The organism is Staphylococcus sp. EZ-P03 (assembly GCF_003344575.1).
In the GTDB taxonomy this organism is placed as follows: Bacteria; Bacillota; Bacilli; order Staphylococcales; family Staphylococcaceae; genus Staphylococcus; species Staphylococcus simulans_B.
In genome coordinates, this window is record NZ_QPMO01000009.1 from 186,869 (window position 1) to 210,258 (window position 23,390).

At 38.1% G+C, this 23,390-nt stretch carries 14 protein-coding genes and 1 riboswitch; of the genes, 3 read left to right on the forward strand and 11 right to left on the reverse strand.

From position 1 onward, the window contains the following. Nucleotides 1-23 precede the first annotated feature (23 nt). A riboswitch (SAM riboswitch) is annotated at nt 24-121 on the reverse strand. A 170-nt stretch (nt 122-291) separates the two neighbouring features. The 8 genes from mprF to parE form a co-directional block, all read right to left on the reverse strand. After that, complete coding sequence (mprF, locus tag DVJ99_RS05120) at nt 292-2,817, reverse strand: bifunctional lysylphosphatidylglycerol flippase/synthetase MprF (RefSeq protein ID WP_114603408.1); 2,526 nt, start codon at nt 2,815-2,817, stop codon at nt 292-294. A gap of 146 nt (nt 2,818-2,963) precedes the next feature. Continuing rightward, a complete protein-coding gene (locus DVJ99_RS05125; protein ID WP_114603409.1) occupies nt 2,964-4,190 on the reverse strand; it encodes an AI-2E family transporter in 1,227 nt (408 codons plus the stop codon). Between the two features lie 163 nt (nt 4,191-4,353). Further along, complete coding sequence (ptsG, locus tag DVJ99_RS05130) at nt 4,354-6,432, reverse strand: glucose-specific PTS transporter subunit IIBC (protein ID WP_114603410.1); 2,079 nt, start codon at nt 6,430-6,432, stop codon at nt 4,354-4,356. Nucleotides 6,433-6,550: 118 nt separating this feature from the next. After that, nucleotides 6,551-8,578, reverse strand: coding sequence for a glucose-specific PTS transporter subunit IIBC (ptsG, locus tag DVJ99_RS05135; RefSeq protein ID WP_114603411.1), 2,028 nt, complete (start codon nt 8,576-8,578; stop codon nt 6,551-6,553). Nucleotides 8,579-8,709: 131 nt separating this feature from the next. Beyond that, complete coding sequence (gene glcT, locus DVJ99_RS05140) at nt 8,710-9,570, reverse strand: glucose PTS transporter transcription antiterminator GlcT (RefSeq protein WP_114603412.1); 861 nt, start codon at nt 9,568-9,570, stop codon at nt 8,710-8,712. 210 nt (nt 9,571-9,780) lie between these two features. After that, nucleotides 9,781-11,244: a glutamine transporter AlsT gene (alsT, locus tag DVJ99_RS05145; RefSeq protein WP_114603413.1), complete on the reverse strand. Its 1,464-nt coding sequence runs from the start codon at nt 11,242-11,244 to the stop codon at nt 9,781-9,783. A 286-nt stretch (nt 11,245-11,530) separates the two neighbouring features. Continuing rightward, a complete protein-coding gene (gene parC / locus DVJ99_RS05150; RefSeq protein ID WP_114603414.1) occupies nt 11,531-13,954 on the reverse strand; it encodes a DNA topoisomerase IV subunit A in 2,424 nt (807 codons plus the stop codon). Then, nucleotides 13,951-15,951: a DNA topoisomerase IV subunit B gene (gene parE / locus DVJ99_RS05155; RefSeq protein WP_105992867.1), complete on the reverse strand. Its 2,001-nt coding sequence runs from the start codon at nt 15,949-15,951 to the stop codon at nt 13,951-13,953. The genes parC and parE overlap by 4 nt, the downstream gene beginning before the upstream one ends. A 291-nt stretch (nt 15,952-16,242) precedes the next feature. Here parE and plsY point away from each other — a divergent pair, with 291 nt between their 5' ends. Both plsY and DVJ99_RS05165 read left to right on the forward strand, forming a co-directional pair. Then, nucleotides 16,243-16,851, forward strand: a complete 609-nt coding sequence (gene plsY, locus DVJ99_RS05160; RefSeq protein ID WP_105992868.1) for a glycerol-3-phosphate 1-O-acyltransferase PlsY — start codon at nt 16,243-16,245, stop codon at nt 16,849-16,851. Nucleotides 16,852-17,057: 206 nt separating this feature from the next. Next, complete coding sequence (locus tag DVJ99_RS05165) at nt 17,058-17,369, forward strand: HesB/YadR/YfhF family protein (RefSeq protein ID WP_114603415.1); 312 nt, start codon at nt 17,058-17,060, stop codon at nt 17,367-17,369. Between the two features lie 56 nt (nt 17,370-17,425). Here DVJ99_RS05165 and menI read toward each other — a convergent pair whose 3' ends face one another. The 3 genes from menI to DVJ99_RS05180 form a co-directional block, all read right to left on the reverse strand. Further along, the gene (menI, locus tag DVJ99_RS05170) at nt 17,426-17,887 is read right to left on the reverse strand and encodes a 1,4-dihydroxy-2-naphthoyl-CoA hydrolase MenI (RefSeq protein WP_114603416.1); all 462 of its coding nucleotides are present in this window, start codon (nt 17,885-17,887) and stop codon (nt 17,426-17,428) included. Nucleotides 17,888-18,006: 119 nt separating this feature from the next. After that, the gene (gene acnA / locus DVJ99_RS05175) at nt 18,007-20,712 is read right to left on the reverse strand and encodes an aconitate hydratase AcnA (RefSeq protein ID WP_114603417.1); all 2,706 of its coding nucleotides are present in this window, start codon (nt 20,710-20,712) and stop codon (nt 18,007-18,009) included. Between the two features lie 261 nt (nt 20,713-20,973). Beyond that, nucleotides 20,974-22,608 (reverse strand): BCCT family transporter, encoded by a 1,635-nt coding sequence (locus tag DVJ99_RS05180; RefSeq protein ID WP_114603418.1) that lies wholly within the window; start codon nt 22,606-22,608, stop codon nt 20,974-20,976. 377 nt (nt 22,609-22,985) lie between these two features. On the opposite strand from DVJ99_RS05180, the gene mscL reads away from it, so the two are divergent. Then, complete coding sequence (mscL, locus tag DVJ99_RS05185) at nt 22,986-23,357, forward strand: large conductance mechanosensitive channel protein MscL (protein ID WP_105992873.1); 372 nt, start codon at nt 22,986-22,988, stop codon at nt 23,355-23,357. Nucleotides 23,358-23,390: the final 33 nt, after the last annotated feature.

The following is a 23,390-nucleotide window of genomic DNA, read 5'->3' on the forward strand; positions in this document are numbered from 1 at the left end:
ACCTGAAAAAGATAGACTCGCTGGGCTTATCTTTCAGGTCTTCACCTGCTGGAATTAGCACCTAACTTAAATAGGTTGCCTGGTATCGTTGGGCCAGTCCCTCCACCATTCTGGATAAGTTTTATTAATTTATTCAGTAGTATAGAACTAATACAGCGTAATGTCAATAGACTATTCTTATTTTTCTGAATTTTGGCTTTAGAAATAATATTTCGTCAACAAAATTTACATGCCTGTAAAAAAAGCTGAGACAACGAATACGCTGCCTCAGCCTTGAATACAGTTATAATTTTAATGTTTGGAGCGAATTACCCACAGAACTTTGTACATTCCTTGCCATAACGAACTATGACGCGAATATACTAAAAAGCGCGGTTCCCAGTTCGGTTTGAATTTCTCTTTATATCGTCTTAAACCACTGAAGCGATACAAAGTATTAAAGTTATCAAATACTTTTCCTGCTAAACGCTCATTCCAATACGAGTATTCATTTTGACCCACATTAGATAAAGTCGCCATACCCATATTAAAAGCTTGATACCCCTGTTCTTTACTCCACAATAGCATATGCAGATACAACGCATCCATCAGCGGTAAATCTACTTCCGGCAGCCAACGGATCAAATCGACAGAAATAGCTTCATCATTATGAATCGGCATTAAGCTGCAAAAAGCAATAATGCGTCCGTCCGCCTCTCTTAAAATACCGACCGGTGCCTTCTCTAAATAATCATGTGTAAAACGCCCGACTGAAAAATGCATTTCATTTTTGCCGTCCAGCCACGCATCACTGACTTGTTCTAACGCTTTCAGCAAATCTTGATTAAACGGCGGTTCGATAATTTCAAAACTGATGTTTTGTTCTTCGACTTTATTTAACGTAGCACGAAAACCTCTGCGTTTTTTGCCTGAAGTTGTAAACGTGCTTAAATCGATAACCGCTTCTTCCCCAAGTTTAAAGAACTGGTTCCCAAAATCATGATACAGCGGCATATAACGGTCTGTAGCTTGATAGAAAATAATTTCATACCCAACATATCGGGCGTAATGATACAACGCTTCTAACAAGGCGTTAAAGCGATTTTTATTACCAATCGGATCACCGAGCACAACTAAACAATTGGCTTTCAGACGATACATAATAAAAGCCTCTTCTGATTCATCCATAAACACTTGTTTGTCTCCGCTATGCAGCAAATGACTTAAATAGTTGCCGCCGTATTGTTCGATAATCGCTTCGCATTGTGCAATATCATTATCAGGTTTCACTTTTTTATATGCTTGTTCAAACAGCCATACGATAAATGTCACAATAACAATCACTGCTAAAATCGTCAGCCATAAATAATAGCGCAACATCGAATTGTCGACCTCAATGCGGTACGCATCGACTGCTTCTAATACAAAAGCAATGACAAAATGATTCAACGTTAACATCACAACCGAAATAATCAGCATCGACATCAAGTGGCGCAAACGAATCGGACGTTTGAGCACTTGTGCTTTTAAGAACGCATAAACCAATAAACCAAAGACAATGATCAGCCATGTAATTAATAAAAACGACGTATTGGTATAAACCGTAATGATAAAAATTAAAATAACAGAAATCATCGCAAATAAAATCGCACGCCGGCTTTGTTTGAAAATACCGCGTACATTCAGCATTAAAATCAAACATGCACTAGTATGAATCGTTACCACAATATAATAAAACATGTGATTCGGGTCATAAAGTCCGTCATAAATGATACTGACATTGTTTAATAAGAACATCATACTTGTAAACATAACGAGTACTGCTAAAGACAGTGACGGAATCTTTTGCGTGATCATCTTTTGATAAGAAAACAAGAACGATGTCACTTCTTTTGCAGGCGTATAATATTTCGATTGTTCAAGGTAGCGTTTGGCTGAAGTCCCGAATTCAAACATTGATAAAATCAACGCAATGACAACCGGTACAATGTAATAAGCAAAACGATACAGCATCAAGGCTAAAACAATCTTTTCTTCCGGCAGATTCAAATGTTTCAAACCGACCAATATCACGACATCAAATGCGCCAAAGCCCCCAGGAATGAAACTGATCAAACCCGCAATTGCTGCAATAATAAAGATGCCGACAAATGAAGTAAATTCCACATTCAAATCAACGATACGCAATGCAAAATACAAAACCATACTCGCAGCAAGCCATTCAATACTTGAAACAATCGTCAAATAGACACCTGTAAAACGATGTGATTGCTGTACAGGCTTTTTAATCGTCACAAATACAAACACTGGCAAGAAGCACGCCACTACATATAACAAGACATGTACCACCGGATAATCATCCAGCAAATGCTTGGCATTAAAGACATGTGTCACAACTAAAATAGATAATAAACTTAAGCCTGTCAGCATCGACAGCAGCACTAATGAAATATAGTGCAGCAAAGTTTTCGTGTCTTTCGTGTATTGTTTATATACCGATACACGCACACCCGCACCGATAAACCCTCCGAACCCGATAATCGAATTCAAAGCATTGATAATATAGCTGACACGCATCACTTTCATCATCGGCATTTTCAGTTTCAACGTACGCACCATTACCACATCATAAAAACTCAACAGTAAAATGGATAGTCCGCCTACCACAAGCAAGCTTGTCAGTTCCACACGGTTTAATTTTTCAAAGAGCATAAACAATTTCTTAAAGTTAATGGTTGAGAGTTCTCGATATAACGTCATCACAACTATGATAAAAAGTACTGCCGCAAACACTGCTTTAGCACCTGTGATTAATCTGCTTTTCATTCTTTTCGACATATTTCCACTCGATTCTATTTATTCTGATTGCACAATCAGTCATGAAATCTTTTATAATATATGAAAATATTACCACATATCCTTGTGCATGTGACAAAAAATTAAGGCATCACACCTAACAAAAGTGTCATGCCTTAACCTTGTACTTATTTGATTTCATTGTTCGGATTATCTGCCCATTCTTCGTCTGCCACTTCATACGGACCAGAATCTTGACCGTAGTAGCGGTTGTATCTGCGTTTGTACATACCGAATAAATGCATAACCAATACTTTGATGACCGCATAACCCGGAATAGCTAAGATAACCCCTACAATACCTAAAAGATTACCTGCACATAACAACACGAAGATAATGGTTAATGGGTGGATTTTCAATGTTTTACCCATAACGTTCGGAGAGATAAAGTGTCCTTCGATAAATTGCACTGCTGTCCATACGACAATCAGTTTGATCAGCATAATCGGCGATGTAATCAATGCCATAATAATGGCAGGAGAAATCGCAATCGTAGGTCCTAAATACGGTACGACACTCGTTACAGCTGCAATACATGCTAAAACTAAACTGTAATCCAAACCGATAATCGAGTAGCCGATAAAGAGCAAGACCCCGATACAAAATGACACTATCATTTGTCCTTGGATATAAGAACCAACTTGCATGCTCATACTTTCAATGATTTCATGAAAATCTTTACGGTATTTCGGCGGAATTGCTTTTGTCGCATTTTCTTTGAAACGGTGGCCGTCTTTTAAGAAGAAGAATAACACGAATGGTGTTGTAACGATAACGACACCGATGTTGACAACTGTATCGATAATCGACATAATTTTCGTTCCGAAATCATCAAAGAAACTTGAAACCATACCCGGTACTTTTTTCGCAATTTTATCTAATTGATCTTGTATCTGCGTATAGAAGTTCGATACGCCAGGCAAGTTAGACCAGCTTGAAACTTGCGTAACCAGCTCATTGAACTTATCTGTATATCTTGGGAAATTGTGCGCAAAGCTTTTGATTTGGTCGCTGATGACCGGAATTAATAAATTCACAACAAGTGCTATCACTGCAGCCACAAAACAAAACAGAATAATAATCCCCCAAAGTCTTGGGATGTTATAACGTTCCATAAATCGAATGACAGGATCTAATAAATAAAACAAAATCAGTCCTAAAATGACAGGTGCTGCAATTGTGTTGAAGATAATTATAAAAGGCTGGAATATGTATGAGACCTTATCAAAAATAAAAATTGCCACACCAATCAATATCAGCATGATTAGGCCAAATAACAGATTCTTGCCTCCCATAAATTTCATAAACCTTGTTTCGCTTAATGAAAAGCGATGGGGTTTATCGTTATTTGCCATATAATTCACCAATCCTTGTAGTTAATTAACCATATTTTATCGCTATTTACTAAAAAAAGATACTTTTTATTGCAGCATTGCTTCAATGTAACTCATTACCCAAAGCAAGCTAAAAAGAAACTGATAAACATAGAATTTATGATTTATCAGTTTCAAAATACAATTATGATTTAATTTCTACAACAGCAGTGCCGTGTTCTATTTGACCAAGATGCAAGACTTTAATATTTTGCTGATTCAGATTTGTCGCAATGATAGGTGTGATTGTGCTTTTTGCGTTGGCTTTAATATAATCCAAATCTACTTTCATTAAAGGTTGGCCCATTACGATTTTATCGTTTTGGTTCACCAAAATTTCAAAGCCTTTGCCTTCTAATTTCACAGTATCAATACCAAAGTGAATCAATAACTCGATACCGTCTTTTGATTCTAATCCGATAGCATGTTTTGTCGGAAAGACCATTTTAACTTCACCGTCAAACGGCGCAAAGACTTCACCGGATTCAGGTAAAATCGCAATACCGTCACCCATCATTTTATCCGCAAACACTTTATCCGGAACTTCTGATAATTCCAATACTTTACCGGTCATCGGCGCATATACTAAAGCACCGCTGTTTGCTGAAACAGCTTTTGCTGCTTGATTTTCATCTTCTGTGACTGCTTCTGGTTTTGGTGCGGTTACATTGCCTTCCATAATCTGTTTCATTTCGTGTTTGATTTGATCAGATTTCGGTCCGAAGATCGCCTGCATATTATTGCCGACTTCAAGTACACCGGATGCGCCGAGTTTTTTCAGTTCTGCAACATCCACTTCAGCTTTGTCATTAACCTCTACACGCAAACGCGTAATACAAGCATCTAAATGTTTGATATTGGCTTTGCCGCCCATCGCTTCTAACACTTTAAACGGCAATTCGCTGACAGAAACATTTTCTGTTTCCACTTCTTCTTCTTCACGTCCTGGAGTTTTTAAGTTTAATTTCTTAATCAAGAATGTGAATAAGAAGTAATAAACTACTGCATAACAAAGGCCTACCGGAATAACGAGCAGTGCATTCGAACGATCCCATGAGAGTAGTCCGTATAAGATATAATCAATGAATCCTCCAGAGAATGTCATACCGATTTTAACACCTAGCAAATGCATAATTAAGAACGAAGAACCTGCTAAAATAACATGTGCTACATATAAAATCGGAGCAACAAATAAGAATGAGAATTCTAATGGTTCTGTAATACCAGTTAAGAATGCTGTCAAACCTGCTGATAACATAAGTCCGCCGACAACTTTCTTGCGGCTTGGTTTTGCTTGGCGGTAAATTGCAAACGCAGCAGCCGGCAATCCGAACATCATGAACGGATATTTACCTGTAGTAAAGGCACCTGCAGTAAAATGCACGCCATCTTGATATTGCGCCATCCAAATACGTTGGTCTCCGCGAATCAAATTGCCCGCTTCATTCGTATAATGTCCAAACTCAAACCAAAACGGTGCATAGAAAATATGATGCAGCCCAAATGGAATCAATGAGCGTTCAATAATACCGAAGATAAATGTCGTTAATGCTAAGTTCTTGCCTAATAAGAAATTCGATAAAGCATTCAAGCCGTCTTGAACCGGCGGCCAAACAAAGCTTAATACAATCCCTGTTACAATTGCGACGAGCGAAGTAATAATCGGTACGAAACGCTTCCCAGCAAAGAATCCTAAAAATTGAGGAAGCTGAATATTGTAGAAGCGGTTATAACACCATGCAGCAAGTGCACCGATAATAATCCCGCCGAATACACCCGTTTGCAGTGTCGGAATACCTAAAATCAAAGCATGGGCAGGATCTTTAGCTGATTGGCCTAATGTTTTTGCCCCTTCAGCATATGAATAAATATCGTCAATTGTGACACCCACGACTTTACCCATCGTAGCATTCATAATTAAATAACCGACCAATGCCGCAATACCTGCCACACCATCGCCGCCTGCTAAGCCAAGTGCTGTCCCCATCGCAAAGAGCAGCGGCAAGTTATCAAAAATGACTTGTCCTGAGACTTCCATGATTTGACTGATTAATTGAATATAATGGCTCCCCATCCATGGTGCATAATGCAGAATTTGTTCATTATGCATCGCATTACCGAATGCGAGCAAAATCCCGGCTGCAGGTAAAATTGCGACCGGCAGCATTAAGGCTTTGCCTATACGCTGCAATTGTCCGAAAAACTTTTTGAATAATTGTTTCATGATGACCTCCTTGATGTAAAAAAAGCGCGAACAAGCAACAGTTTCCTGCTTCCTTGTTCACGCTTATAACTATAACGCTATGTTGTTTTTCTCTTGGATGCTGGTTCGTTGTTGTTTATTATTTGATTAAAACTGCTTTATCGCCGTGGTTAATTTTACCATACTCTACAACATCTAATGTTTTATTGTTCAAGTTTGTTACGACGATTGGTGTAATTGTACTTTCTGCATTTGCTTTAATATAATCTAAATCCACTTTCATTAAAGGTTGGCCCAATACGATTTCTTCATTTTCTTTTACTAAAATATCGAAACCTTTGCCTTCTAATTTTACAGTTTCCAAACCAAAGTGGATCAATAATTCTGTACCGTCTTTTGATTCCAGACCTAATGCATGTTTTGTCGGGAAGACCATTTTGACAACACCGTCAAATGGTGCAAAGACTTCACCAGTTTCAGGTAAGATGGCAATACCGTCACCCATCATTTTTTCAGAGAAGACTTTGTCTGGTACTTCAGTAATCGGCTTTAATTCACCTGTAATCGGTGCATAAATTACTGTATCGCCGGATTCAGCAATTTTTGTTGTTGTAGTGTCGCCTTCTTCTGAAACTGTTGTTTCTTCAGGAGAAGTGATTTTACCATCCATAATTTGCTGCATATTGTGTTTGATTTGATCAGATTTCGGTCCGAAGATTGCTTGCATGTTGTTGCCGACTTCAAGCACACCTGATGCACCTAAGTCTTTTAAGCCTTGTACATCGACTTTTGCTTTGTCATTGACTTCAACACGCAAACGTGTAATACAAGCATCTAAGTGTTTGATGTTTGGTTCTCCGCCCATCGCTTCTAATACTTTGAAAGGCAATTCATTCGTTGATACTGTAGATGACTGCATTTCTTTGTCTTCGCGGCCTGGTGTTTTAAGGTTTAATTTTTGGATTAAGAAGCGGAAGATCACATAGTAGATTGCCGCATAGATTAAACCGACCGGAATAACTAGCCACCATTGTGTTTTGTTCGGCAAGATACCGAGTAAGAAGAAGTCGATGAATCCGCCAGAGAATGTATAACCTAAATGCACATCGAGGATGTATAGCACTAGGAATGATAAACCATCTAATACTGCATGAATAAAGAATAATAAAGGTGCTACGAATAAGAATGAGAATTCTAATGGTTCAGTGATACCTGTTAAGAATGAAGTCAATGCACCAGATAACATTAAACCTGCAATGACTTTTTTATTCTCTTTCTTCGCTGTTTGATAAATCGCAAGTGCTGCTGCTGGTAAACCAAACATCATAACAGGGAATTCCCCTTGCATGAATTTACCTGCAGTTAACGGTACGTTATCACGAATTTGTTCGATAAAGATACGTTGGTCACCGTGAATAATCTGACCTGCCGCATTTTTGTATGCACCGAATTCAAACCAGAATGGCGCATGGAAAATATGGTGCAGACCAAATGGAATTAATAAACGCTTGATGAAACCGAATAAGAAGACAGCTAATCCAGTATTTGAAGCAAGCAAGCCTTCACTGAAGCTGTTTAATCCGCCTTGTACATATGGCCAAATAATCGCCATCGGGAACGCTAAAATGAATGAACATGTTGCCATCATAATCGGCACGAAACGTTTCCCTGCAAAGAATCCTAAGTAACTCGGCAGCGAAATATTATAGAACTTGTTGTAACACCAGGCGGCGAGTGCCCCAATGATGATACCCCCGAACACACCCGTTTGCAGTGTCGGAATTCCTAATACTGTCGCAAAACCTTTATCAGCTTTTGTTGCTAATTCAGGTGTTACATTTAAAAACATACCCATTGTTTTATTTAAAACAATGAATCCTACAAATGCTGCGATGGCTGCTACACCATCTCCGCCGGCTAACCCTATGGCTACACCGAGCGCAAAGATAATGGCTAAGTTATCAAAGATAATCCCGCCGGCACCTTCCATCATTTTAGCGACATTTTGTACGCCTTCTGCTTTAATGAAAGGCAGTAAGCTTTGTAATGCATCGCCTTGAAAGGCATTCCCTAATGCTAACAGCAAACCTGCAGCAGGCAAGATTGCTACAGGAAGCATTAAAGCTTTACCAATACGCTGCAATTGACCGAAAAACTTTTTCCACATAAAAGTTTCCTCCCAAAATTATAAAATTGAATTGTAAAGATCATGCATCAACACAACAGCAAATAAAAAAGGCATGAGTAACAAAAGCTGGAAAGTATCCAACTTTTATGACTCATGCCTAATCGAATTAGTTACACGTTATGATTCTGATTATTATTTGCAAAATGATAGACATGCAACGTCAGATACGAAAGCTCCGCTTCATATACCGGAACTTCAAGATGCTGCTGCATCATCTTAATGATTTTAACAGCTATATTATAGCACACAGGATAATGCGCTTTCAACATGTTTCCGAAGTCTTCTTTAACTTGGATAGTTTCCCCTTTTTGAAGCCGTCTGATTAAGAATTGAATATGACGGATAAAGCGCTGGTACTGTATCGATTGCGTATCTACTTTGTACCCTAAATCATGTTCCATAATCTGTACACTCTTATTAATGATTTCATTCGTTAAACGCACTTCTTTTAACGTTAAATCATCTTTGCTGCTCGCAATGTGCAATGCAATAAAGCCGATTTCATCTTCTGGAAAATCTATATCCAATAACTCATTCAAGTGTTCAATCACTTGCACCGCAATCTGATAAGATTCTGGATACAATTGTTTAGTTTCAATCAAGAAAGGATTTTTAATAAATTGCTGCTGCTTGATTCTTTTATACGCAAATAAAATATGGTCTGTAAGCGCAATGACCAAATCATTATCATCTATAGTGCGATCTGCTTTAGTGATAATATCAATCGCTTCAATAATCGATTGCAATAAATCATCGTCTGCCATTTCAACCAATGCTTTATAATGTTCTTGTTCCGTTTTATGCTCCAGCTTATAAACTTTTTCTATCGTTGCTGAATCTGACAGACACATTCCTTTTTTCTTATTAAATCCGATGCCTTTACCAATAAGCACCACTTCATTTTGGTGAGTTTCATCTCTACAAATAATCACGTTATTATTCAGTGTTTTCTCTATCACGTAGCTGCTCATGATGACCACCTTTTCTCCTCAATACTGTGTCTCTCTTATTATAGCCTTTTTCTATTAGGATTTGTGCTGAATTAGAGACTATTTTACCACAACGTTTAATCAACTTGTTAACCTTTTTGAAAATCATGCGTTTTCATTCATTATTTATCAAAAAAATCCCCTTATCGCCAATACTTCATCATATGGGATAAGGGAATTGAATGATTTGTATTATTTTTTACGCGTTAATTGTTTTGCCGGATCGCCCCAACATTCAATACCGAATAAATTGATTTCAAGATTCTCTGGTTTGAAGATAGGTTTCTTACCAGCTTTACGCTGAATTTGATAATCCTTCATTACAGCAAGTGCAATATTGGAAAGTGCGATAATCGAAACAATATTGACAATGGCCATTAAGCCCATGAATACATCGGCTGTACTCCAAACTGTTTCTGTTTTAATCACTGCACCAAAGAAAACTAATACTACAACAAGACATCTGAAGATGAATAGAATCGTTTTGTTGTATGATAAGAATTCGATATTAGATTGTCCATAGTAATAGTTGCCGATAACAGAAGAGAATGCGAATAATGTAATCGCAATCGATAAGAAAATACCGCCGGCACTGCCTAAGTGTTCGTTCAATGCTGATTGTGTTACTGCTACACCTTGAGGTGCACCTTCACCGAATTTCAAACCGCCGTATAATAAAATAACGATAGCTGTAGCTGTGCAAACTAAAATTGTATCAAAGAATACACCTAAAGATTGCAATAAGCCTTGTTTTACAGGGTGCGGTACTGCAGCTGTTGCGGCTGCGTTCGGCGCAGAACCCATACCTGCTTCGTTTGAGAATAAACCACGTTTAATCCCTTGCAAGATTGCTGCACCTACTGCACCGCCTGTTGCTTGTTCAACACCGAATGCACTCTTGAAGATTGTCATAATCATCGGAATGATTTGATCATAGTTCATCACTAAAATAACAAGTACGACACCAATGTAGATAATCGCCATAATCGGAACGATTAAAGAAGATAAAGTCGCTATACTTCTCACACCGCCGAAAATAATAATACCAGTAATTACAGCTAAGACAATTCCTGTAATCACAGGACTGATGTTATATTGTGTATTTAATGATTCCGCAATAGTATTCGCTTGTACTGTATTAAACACAAATGCGAATGTGACTGTAATTAAAATCGCAAAGACTACACCTAACCATTTTTGGTTAAGCCCTTTTGTCATATAATAAGCAGGGCCTCCGCGGTATCCGCCTTCTTCATCTGGAACTTTGTATACTTGTGCTAACACTGATTCTACAAATGCACTGGCTGCACCGATAGATGCAATGACCCACATCCAAAAGACTGCGCCTGGTCCGCCTAGTACAATTGCCGTCGCAACCCCTGCAATGTTCCCTGTTCCTACACGAGAACCTGCACTGATTGCAAAGGCTTGGAAAGGAGAAATCCCTTTTTCGCCGTTTTCTAAAGTTTCTGGTTTCTCAACTAATGCGCGAAGCATCTCTCTAAATGACGTAAATTGCACAAACCTCGAACTGATTGTAAAAAACAGGCCTGCTGTTAATAATAAACCAATCAGGTATTGAGACCATATCAAGTCATTCCCAACACCGATAAATGTTTTAAACCAGCCAGGCACTAAACTATCAAAATCTTTCATTTAATTACCTCATATCTTGTTTAATATTTATGTAGTCAGATACATATGAATGGAATATAATGCATGATACATTCATCTCCACTCAGTTTAAATAAAAAAAATACCAAGAGGTTCAAATTCAAAAAGAATCCGCAACCACTTGTTATTCATTCACTCTACCTTATATTTTATCATCTTAACAATTGTCTGACTATATTTTTTTGAAAACACTTAGCAATCATAAAAAAAGCTGCGGCAGAAAAAGTGTTCAAAACACTTCTGCAGCACAGCTTTGATAACTTTTATTTTATGCTTCTTCGATTGCGTATTGTGCGATAGTCATCGCTTGTACTTCACCGAATTCATCTATATCCACAACGAATGAACCATTCGTATATTGTTCTGTCAGATGAATCGCATTAACTTTGTCTGTATAAGTTTGTGTCTTAGAATACAATGTAAACTCTGACATTTGATTTGTGACAACATCAGCACCTACGATGCGATGCGGTTTGCTTTTCAGTTCTTTTAATAACTTGATACCGCGTTGTGCACGTTTGGCTTCAGTTAATACTTGATAGCCGATGCGTTTGACTGCACCGCGTTGTGTCGCCATGATAATCGTATCTTTCGGTTGAATCAATTGTGTCATCACAACATAATCATCATCTTTAAGATTGATAGATTTCACGCCTGCAGCACGCAAGCCAGTACTTGATAACTCATCTGTAGAATAAGTTAATGACATACCTGTATGTGTAATAATCGTCACATTCTGCGGTTGTTCGATACGCATGACATTAATCACTTCATCGTTGTCTTTTAGCTTCATTGCTATGAGCGGTTTATTGAAACGTGTTGTCTTGAATAAGCCTAACTCGCTCTTTTTGATCATACCGTTTCGTGTCGCAATAATATAATCCGCTTCTTGCTTAAAGTCCGGTTCTGTAAACACATCTATGACATGCTCATCATTTTCAAGCGGTACAAGCTGCGAAATGTGCTGACCTAAGTCTTTCCATTTGATATCAGACAGCTTATGCACCGGCAAGTAAAGATAACGGCCTTGGTTCGTAAAGACCAGCGCAATATGCTGGGTATTGGTTTCGATATAGCGCAGCATCGAATCGCCGTCTTTGAGTCCGACTTCTTCTACTTTGTTCGCATTAAAGCTTCGAATGGAAGTACGTTTGATATAACCATCTTTAGATAAACTCAAGATAGTTTCCTCACTCGGTACAATCACTTCTTTAGAAATTTTGATTTCTGAGATTTCCGCTTCGATACGAGAAAGACGTTCTGATTTAAAACGCTGACGAATCTCTTTTAATTCATCTTTGATCACATTCAGCAATGCATCATGGTTATCCAAAATATTACGCAATCCTTTGATTTGTTCTTCAAGTTCGCTGTGTTCGCCTTCTAGCGCAACAATATCTGTGTTTGTTAATCGATATAATTGCAAAGTTACAATTGCTTCTGCTTGTTCTTCAGTGAAATCAAATTCAGCGACTAAATTATCTTTTGCATCGCGTTTATTTTTAGATCCTCTGATAATCGCAATCACTTCATCAAGGACAGATAAAGCTTTCATCAAACCTTCAACAATATGCATACGTTTTTCAGCATGGAACAAGTCATAGCGTGTACGTTTTGTTACGACTTCGATTTGATGGTTCAGATAACTGTCGATGATTGCTCTGATACCCATCAGCTTAGGGCGACCTTCACTGATAGCAACCATATTGAAGTTATATGAAATCTGCAAGTCTGTATTTTTATATAAGAAGTTTAAAATAGCTTCGCTGTTGACATCTTTTTTCAATTCAATCGCAATACGCAAACCAGTACGGTCTGTTTCATCGCGTACTTCGACAATACCATCGACTTTTTTATCTGCACGCAATTCATCGATTTTCTTAACTAATGAACTTTTATTCACTTCATAAGGAATTTCAGTAACCACAAGTTCTTGGCGGCCGTTTCTCAGTGTTTCAGTATCCACTGTTGAACGCACTACGATTCTGCCTTTGCCTGATTCGTAAGCTTTTCTAATGCCGTCAACACCTTGGATAATACCGCCTGTCGGAAAATCAGGACCTTTGATGTATTTCATCAATTGGCGCACTGTAATATCCGGATTATCAATGAATTTCAATGTGGCTTGAATCACTTCTCCTAAGTTATGCGGCGGAATATCTGTCGCATAGCCTGCAGAGATACCTGTTGAACCGTTCACTAATAAATTAGGGAAACGTGCAGGCAATACCATCGGTTCGGTTGTTGTATCATCGTAGTTCGGTACAAATGATACGGTTTCTTTATTGATATCGCGTAGCAATTCTTCAGATAACTGGCTTAATTTTGCTTCTGTATAACGCATTGCTGCCGGCGGGTCATTATCGATACTACCGTTGTTGCCGTGCATTTCAATTAAGACATGACGCAATTTCCAATCTTGGCTCAGACGTACCATCGCATCATATACAGATATATCGCCGTGAGGGTGGAATTGTCCGATTACATCACCGACAGTTTTAGCACTTTTACGGAAGTTTTTGTCGTATGTGTTGCCGCTGGAATACATTGCATAAAGAATACGGCGCTGTACAGGTTTCAAGCCGTCTCTAACATCAGGCAATGCACGTTCTTGAATGATGTATTTACTATAGCGGCCGAAGCGGTCGCCTATGACATCTTCTAACGAAAGGTCTTGGATGATTTCGCTCAATTTGCTTCCTCCTCATCATATTCTTCTTGATCTAAGATTTGGATTTCATCGTTTTCCAAGATACTTTGATCTTCTTGCATACCGAATTCAACGTGGCGTTCAATCCATTCACGACGCGGTGCAACTTTATCACCCATTAATGTCGTTACACGTTTAGAAGAACGCACTTCATCTTCGACTTGAACACGAATTAAAGTTCTTGTCTCAGGATTCATTGTTGTCTCCCATAACTGATCAGGGTTCATTTCACCTAAACCTTTATAACGCTGCAGACTGAAACCTTTGCCTAATTGTTTTTGAAGTTTTTCAAGTTCTTCATCTGTCCACGCATATTCAACCTTTTTCGATTTGCCTTTGCCTTTTTCAAGTTTATATAAAGGCGGCAAAGCAATAAAGACACGTCCTGCTTGTACAAGCGGCTTCATGTATTTGAAGAAGAATGTCAGTAATAGGACTTGGATATGCGCACCATCAGTATCCGCATCGGTCATAATGATCACACGGTTGTAGTTGCTGTCTTCAAGTTTGAATTCAGTTCCTACCCCTGCACCGATTGTGTGGATAATCGTATTGATTTCTTCGTTTTTGAAGATATCATCCAAACGTGCTTTTTCTGTATTGATAACTTTCCCGCGTAAAGGCAAGATAGCTTGATATTTGCGGTCACGGCCGAGTTTAGCAGAACCGCCTGCTGAGTCGCCCTCTACAAGATAGAGTTCTTTCTTCTCAGTATTCTTGCTTTGTGCAGGTGTCAATTTACCAGAAAGCAATGTATCTTTGCGTTTATTCTTCTTGCCTGAACGTGCATCTTCACGTGCTTTGCGCGCTGCTTCTCTGGCTTGTTGCGCTTTAACTGCTTTTTTAACTAATGATTTCGATAGTTGACCTTTTTCTTCTAAATAGTAAGGCAATTTCTCAGCGATAACAGAATCTACAGCACTTCTTGCTTCTGCAGTACCTAACTTAGATTTCGTTTGTCCTTCGAATTGCAGAAGTTCTTCTGGGATACGTACTGAAATAATCGCTGTTAAACCTTCTCTGATATCATTACCGTCTAAATTTTTATCTTTCGCTTTCAATTCACCAATTCGACGTGCATAATCATTGAACACACGCGTCATTGCTGTTTTGAATCCGACTTCATGTGTTCCGCCGTCTTTGGTACGTACGTTATTCACAAAGCTTAAGATACTTTCAGAATATTGGTCATTGTATTGGAAAGCTACATCCACTTCAATACCGTTTGCTTCACCAGAAAATGTTGTAACGTCATGCAGCACTTCTTTGCCTTCATTGACGTAACTTACAAATTCTTTAATACCTTCTTCATAATGATAGACTTCTTCTCGTTCTTTCCCAGAGCGCAAGTCTGTTAAAGTAATTTTCAAATCTTTTAAAAGGAAGGCTGATTCTTGCAATCGCTCGCTTAAAGTATCGAAATTGAACGCAGTCGTAGACTTGAAGATTTCAGGATCCGGTTTGAAAGTAACTTTGGTACCTTTCTTACGTGTCTTCCCTTTCTTTTCAAGTCCTGTTGCCGGCAATCCGCCGTTCGCAAAGCGCTGCTCATAAATATAGCCGTCTCTGTAGATTTCAACAACAAGCCATTCACTTAATGCGTTCACTACAGAGGCACCTACACCATGCAGACCGCCTGATGTTTTATAGCCGCCTTGTCCGAATTTGCCTCCGGCATGAAGAATAGTAAAGATTACTTCAACTGTAGGTTTTCCGGATTTATGAATACCTGTCGGCATACCGCGTCCATTATCTTCTATTGTGATACTATCATCTTTATTAATGGTAACTTTAATTTCATTACCGTAACCGTTCAATACCTCATCGACTGAGTTATCTACGATTTCATATACTAAGTGGTGCAAACCACGTTTATCGGTTGACCCAATATACATTCCCGGTCTTTTACGAACTGCTTCTAATCCTTCAAGTACTTGAATAGAATCGTCCGAATAATTTTGTCGTTTATTTGTTGCCAATCGATTCTTCGCCTCCTACAAACGTACGTTCGTTTATAAAACATTACAATAAACATTCTTACTTAAAATCAGCCAAATTGCAAGCCAGAAATTGATTTGAATATGATAACATTTTACAACGTTACTAAAAAATATTTCCTTCAATAAAAGTTTTTGTTACTATGAAAAGCGGACATTATCGCTTCAACACTGAAATTTATATTTGTATTGCAAAAATAACCGTACAATACACTTCAATCATATGGAGTGTGGTAAAATAACGTTATCATCAACAAAGGAAGTGTCAGGTCAATGATGATTGTACTAATGTTGCTGCTCGCATACCTAGTCGGTTCATTCCCGAGCGGTGTTATTATAGGAAAATTATTTTTCAAAAAAGATATCAGACAGTATGGCAGCGGAAATACCGGTGCGACAAACAGCTTTCGTGTGTTAGGAAAGCCGGCCGGTTTTGCGGTTACCTTCTTAGATATATTTAAAGGCTTTATTGTTGTATTCTTTCCGCTTTGGTTCCCGATACACACAACAGGCGCTGTAACTGAATTCTTTATGCATGGTCTTGTTGTCGGTGTATTTGCCATTGTCGGACATGTATTCCCTGTATTTCTTAAATTTCAAGGCGGTAAAGCCGTTGCGACAAGTGCAGGTGTCGTCTTAGGTGTCGCACCTATCTTATTATTAGTCTTAGCAGCTATTTTCTTTATTACTTTAAAATTGACGAAATACGTTTCATTATCGAGTATCATCGCTGCAATCTGCTGTGTAATCGGATCATTAATTATCCAAGATTATATTTTATTAGGCGGCAGCATTATCGTTGCAGTCTTATTGATTGTCAGACATCGTACCAATATCGTCAGAATTTTTAAAGGTGAAGAGCCTAAAATCAAATGGATGTAACAAGTTGAACCGGGACATTTTTGTTCCGGTTTTTATTTTTTGCCATTTGTGACTGCCTTATTAAATACATCTTCACATTTTTTGATTGTTGAAGCATTATTACTGTTAATATACATCTCATACCGGTTATACTCTAATGTATAATTAGTTATTGCACTAAAATTATTGCAAACTAATATTTTGTTGATAATGAGAGGAGTTTTACCATGGAATTTAACCTGACAGATAAAGCAATCGCGTGGTTCAAAGATGAATTCGATTTACCTCAAGAAGGCAAAGCTATCCATTTTATCGTTCGCTATGGCGGCGCACCGCAAATCAAGCAAGGTTTCAGCCCTGCATTTAATATTGATTCGCTTGCAAACCAACCTGAAGAAATTGCATATGAAAACAATTTCGACGGTGTCAATATCATTATTACTGAAAATGACTTATGGTATTATCAAGATATCGCATTAACAATAGATGTAGATGCGCAAGATGAAATTGTTATCAAACAAAATATTGAACAAGAATAGCATAGATAAACTGGGGCATGTAGAGCATGTCCCAGTTTTTTAATCTTTGCATTCAATTATTGAAGACCGTCGACAACTTCAAACTGTTCGCCGGCTTTATTGCGTCTTTCTACTTCTTGATACACTTCATGCCAATCAGGGAAATGACGATCTAGTCGAATCGGTGTATGCGTATCTTCTGTCATACAGATTAATTCTGTAGTACCTGTTGTCGTAATTTCGCCTTTTTCATTGTATATTTCATACTTATACAATGAGCGTAAGCGCGAATAACGTTCCACCCAAGTTTTAATCTTTACTTTCTCCGGATAAGTTACAGGTTTGATAAACTTCATATCCAAATGTGTTACAGGAGAAATGATACCTCTGTCTTCCATATCCGCATAACTAAAACCTAACTTGCTGATATAGTCTGTACGTGCAACCTCAAACCACGTCGCATAGTTTCCATGGTAAATGAATCCCATTTTGTCTGTTTCTTGGTATCTTGCTTCTATCTCAGTGATACTGTATATCATTTTAACGCCACACTTTCTTTACTCATTCCATATAATATCATAGCACAAAATAAAGAGACTAAGACAGTTTCAAACCATCTCAGCCTCTTATTATCTATTGAGATAAGGGTAGATTTCCCTTATGCAGTTGCTAATTTGTTACGTAATACAAGTTGTAAGATACCGCCATGACGGTAGTAGTCTAACTCAACTTGTGAATCGAAACGTGCGATAACATCGAATTCGATTGTTTCCCCGTTTGATTTTTTAGCTGCAACTTTAACTTTGTCATGTGGTTTTACTGATTCGTCGATGTCTACTGAAATTTCTTCAGTACCATCTAATCCAAGGCTGTCAGCTGAATCGCCGTCTTGGAATTGAAGCGGTAATACACCCATCATAACTAAGTTAGAACGGTGGATACGTTCATAGCTTTGAGCAATAACAGTTTTAACACCTAATAAGTTTGTACCTTTTGCTGCCCAGTCACGAGATGAGCCCATACCGTAGTCGTTGCCTGCTAATACAACTAAACCTGTACCGTCTTCTTTGTACTTCATAGCTGCATCGTAAATTGACATTACTTCGCCTGTTGGCCAGTATGTTGTGAAGCCGCCTTCAGTACCTGGCGCTAATTGGTTTTTAATACGGATGTTTGCGAATGTACCTCTTACCATTACTTCGTGGTTACCACGACGAGAACCGTAAGAGTTGAACTCTCTGATTGGTACTCCGTTTTCTTGCAAGTATTGACCTGCTGGTGTATCTTTACCGATTGCACCTGCTGGTGAAATGTGGTCAGTTGTTACTGAGTCGCCGAATTTACCCATTACGCGTAAATCTTTAAGCGGTTCAATCTTACCTGGTTCTTTAGATAAGCCTTGGAAGAATGTTGGGTTTTGGATATAAGTTGATTTAGGATCAAAGTCATATAATGGTTGATCCGTAGTTTCAATTTCATTCCACATTTCGTTATTTGTGTAAACATCTGAATATTCTTCACGGAATAATTTAGGTGTTACAGTGCTTTCAACAGTATCTGCAACTTCTTTGATTGATGGCCAGATGTCGTTTAAGTAAACGTCATTGCCGTCTTTATCTTGACCTAATGGGTCATTTTGCAAGTCGATATCTACAGTACCTGCTAAAGCATATGCCACAACTAATGGCGGAGATGCTAAGTAGTTACCTTTAACTAATGGGTGGATACGACCTTCGAAGTTACGGTTACCAGATAATACTGAAGTTACAAGCAAGTCTTCTCCTGAAATTGCTTTTTCGATTTCTGGTAATAACGGACCTGAGTTACCGATACATGTCGTACAACCATAACCTACTAAGTTGAAGCCTAATGCATCTAAGTACTCTTGCAAGCCTGAATCAGCTAAGTAGCCAGTTACAACTTTTGAACCTGGCGCTAATGATGTTTTCACGAATTCAGGAACTTTTAATCCTTTTTCTACTGCTTTTTTCGCAACTAAACCAGCACCTAACATAACGTATGGGTTAGATGTGTTTGTACAAGATGTAATCGCCGCAATTGCGATGTCGCCTGTAGTCATTTTAGCAGTTCTGCCGTCTTCAAATTCGATAGTAGCTTCTTTATCGAATTCAGATTCATCGAATCCGAAACCTTGGTTGCCAGCCGGAGCTGTTACTGCTTTTTCGAATTCTTCTTTCATGTCGCCTAATTTAATTAAGTCTTGAGGACGTTTAGGACCTGATAAAGAAGGTTCTACAGTAGATAAGTCTAATTCAAGAACATCTGTGTAAGAAGGATCTTCTTTTTCAACGTCGAAGAACATGTGGTTTTGTTTTAAGTATTCTTCAACAAGTTCGATTTGTTCTTCAGAACGGCCTGTTAAGCGTAAATATTTTAATGATTCTTCGTCAACCGGGAAGAAACCGCATGTTGCACCATATTCAGGCGCCATGTTTGCGATTGTTGCACGGTCAGCTAATGGCAAGTGCTGTACACCTGGACCATAGAATTCTACGAATTTGCCGACAACGCCTTTTTTACGTAATTCTTCAGTTACGCGTAAAGCTAAGTCAGTAGCTGTTGCACCTTGAGGTAATTGGTTCTCTAAGCGCACACCGATAACGTCTGGAATTGGGAAGTATGAAGGTTGTCCAAGCATACCTGCTTCAGCTTCAATACCGCCGACACCCCAACCTAATACACCTAAACCGTTAATCATAGTTGTATGAGAGTCAGTACCTACTAATGTATCTGGGAATGCTACTGTTTCGCCGTCTACGTCTCTAGCATGTACAACGTTTGCTAAATACTCTAAGTTAACTTGGTGAACGATACCAGTTGCTGGCGGAACTGCATTATAGTTATCGAATGCTTTTGTTGCCCAGTTTAAGAATTGGTAACGTTCGAAGTTGCGGTGGAATTCTAATTTCATGTTTTGACGCAATGCATCTGGATTTGCGTAACTGTCAACTTGTACTGAGTGGTCAATAACTAAGTCTACAGGTACTTCTGGGTTGATTTTGTTGATATCTCCCCCCACATCATCCATTGCTTTACGTAATGATGCTAAGTCTACAACTGCTGGAACACCAGTGAAGTCTTGCAAAATAACACGTGATGGTTTGAAAGGTACTTCACCATCGCCGCCATTACCGAATTTTGCTAATTGTTCAATGTGATCATCAGTGATTACGAAGCCATCTTCTTGTCTTAATACTGATTCTAGCAATACTCGAATTGAGTATGGCAATTTGTTGATTTTAGTTAAACCTTGTTCTTCTAATGTCTGCAAATCGTAATAAGTATACGTTTTGTCGTTTAAAGTAAACGATTTTTTTGCTTGCTCTTTAATGTTAGAAGACATGTAAATCCCCCCTGATTCAATATTATGCCTTTAATTAGATTGTATATGGGAATGATAGCGAATACAACTGATATTCATTAAAAATCAGAAGTTCACCGTTTTTGTTTTATAATCAGTATGTATAAGAATTACTTATCACATAAGGTTCGTGTAATAAGTATCTTTTATTGATTGAGAATTATTTTCATTTAATCCGCTGTTTTCTGTTATGTATACAAAAACGCTGCCCTTCATGATGAAAGACAGCGTTTCGTAATTTAATTATGAGTCTGAGTTTTGTATTTCTCTGCGTGATTTGCGTTTTTCTAAAATATCTTCTTCATAATCTTGTTGAGAATATTTAACATATTCTTCTAATCTGTGTTTATTCGGCGTTAATGTTAAGCCTAAGAATTTACGTTCTCGGTTCGCATCTTTGTAAAAGGCTACCATCATCATGATGACGATAATGGAGAATGGCAATGCACTGATAATCGCCGCACTTTGAAGTGAGTCTAATCCAGTATCCCCGCCTGAGAATAGCAAGATGAATGCGATTAATGATTGTGCAACCCCCCATGAAACCTTGATATATGAAGATGGTTCAAGTGAACCGAATGATGTCTGCATACCTAATACGAATGTTGCTGAGTCGGCAGATGTGATAAAGAATGAAGCGATTAATAATAACGCAACAATCGATAGCACAAAACCTAACGGTAAGTGATTGAACACTGCGAAGAGTTGTGTCTCAGCTGACATATCGAAAATTTCTTGATGTTTTTTACCAGTTTCAATACCTAGTACACCGAACACACTGAACCAGATGAAACTTACGATAGCTGGTACTAGAAGTACACCAGAGATGAATTCACGAATTGAACGTCCTTTAGAAACACGTGCGATGAACACACCTACGAATGGACTCCAGCTTAACCACCAGCCCCAATAGTATAATGTCCAGCCTGACATCCACTCACGTTTGTCTGAATTTAATGCTGCAGTATCAAAACTGTTAGATAAGAATGAATTTAACAAGCTGCCTGTTGAGCTTGTAAACATATCTAAAATTAATACTGTAGGACCGATAATTAACGCAACTATCATTAGGATTGTACCTAAACCAATGTTCAAGTTACTTAAATATTGGATACCTCTGCTCAGACCAGACCATGCTGATGCGATGAACAGAACTGTTACAATCAAAATGATAATACCTTGTACCCAAACATTGTTTGGAATACCGAATAAGTAATGTAAACCACCATTGATTTGAAGTGCACCCATACCTAGTGATACAGCTACACCGACTACAGTAGCGAATACTGCTAATACGTCAATGATTGTACCGATAGGTCCGTCTACTCTATCGCCTAAAATAGGACGTAAAGTCTTAGATAATAAACCTGGTTCTCCCTTTCTGAATTGAGCGTATGCTAGTGCTAATGCTACAACACCATATACTGCCCAGGCATGGAAGCCCCAGTGGAAGAAAGTAGATCGTAATGCTTCTGTATAAGCTTCTGCTGATTTAGGATCCGCTTCTGGCGGTGCTGCAAAGTGTCCCATTGGTTCTGCGGCACCATAGAAAACAAGTCCGATACCCATACCAGCACTAAATAGCATCGCAAACCAAGAAATCGTATTGAATTCCGGTTTGTCGTTCGGTTTCCCTAACTTCAGTTTTCCGATTGGGCTAAAGATAAGGAAAATACAGAAGAATACAATGATTGTAGTTAAAATTAAGTAATACCAACCCAATTTATCAGTAATCCACAGTTTGATTGTATTTGTTCCAGCCTGAAACTGGCTAGGAAAGATTGCACCGGCAAGTACTACGATCAGAACTAATATCGAACCGTATATAAATACCGGGGATAATTTCTTACCATTCTTACTGTGTTGAGAAGAATTCATAATCAATTACTCCCTTTCTATATATTTTATTGTCAAAAAATACAACAGATATTTTATAACAAAATATCATATTCGCGAAAAACCAAATACTAGCATAACAAAACTATGAAGCATAATCAAATGTACAAAAAATGATTATACAATCTCAATAAAATAATTTATACCAAAAATAAGTTGTTGAAAATTCACAACTATTGTTTGGTAAGACAATACATTACTTTAATATACCCAAAAAGCTGATTTTAAAAGGAAAATATTAGATTTATTAGTATCATTCGTTGTATTTTTAAACACTTGTGAAGACTTTTCGAAAAAAACGGTTTGATATGCCAACTACTTACGGTATACTAAACCTAGCAAATTTAGGAGGAAACTAAATGTTTAAAGAATTTAAAGAGTTCGCATTCAAGGGGAATGTATTAGACTTAGCTGTTGCTGTAGTAATGGGTGCTGCATTCAACAAAATTGTAACGTCATTAGTTACATACATTATCATGCCTTTAATCGGTTTGATTTTCGGTACAGTTGATTTTGCGAAAAACTGGTCAGCATTCGGTATTAAATACGGTTTATTCATTCAATCTATCATCGACTTCATTATCGTAGCCTTTGCATTATTCTTATTTGTAAAAGTCGCAAATACAATGATCAAGAAAGAAGAAGTTGAGGAAGAGCCAGAAGAAAACACTATTTTACTGACAGAAATCAGAGACTTGCTTCAAAAACAAAACGGTTCATCCGAAAAATAAAAAGCTATTGCAACGTTTTAGCCGTTCAACATC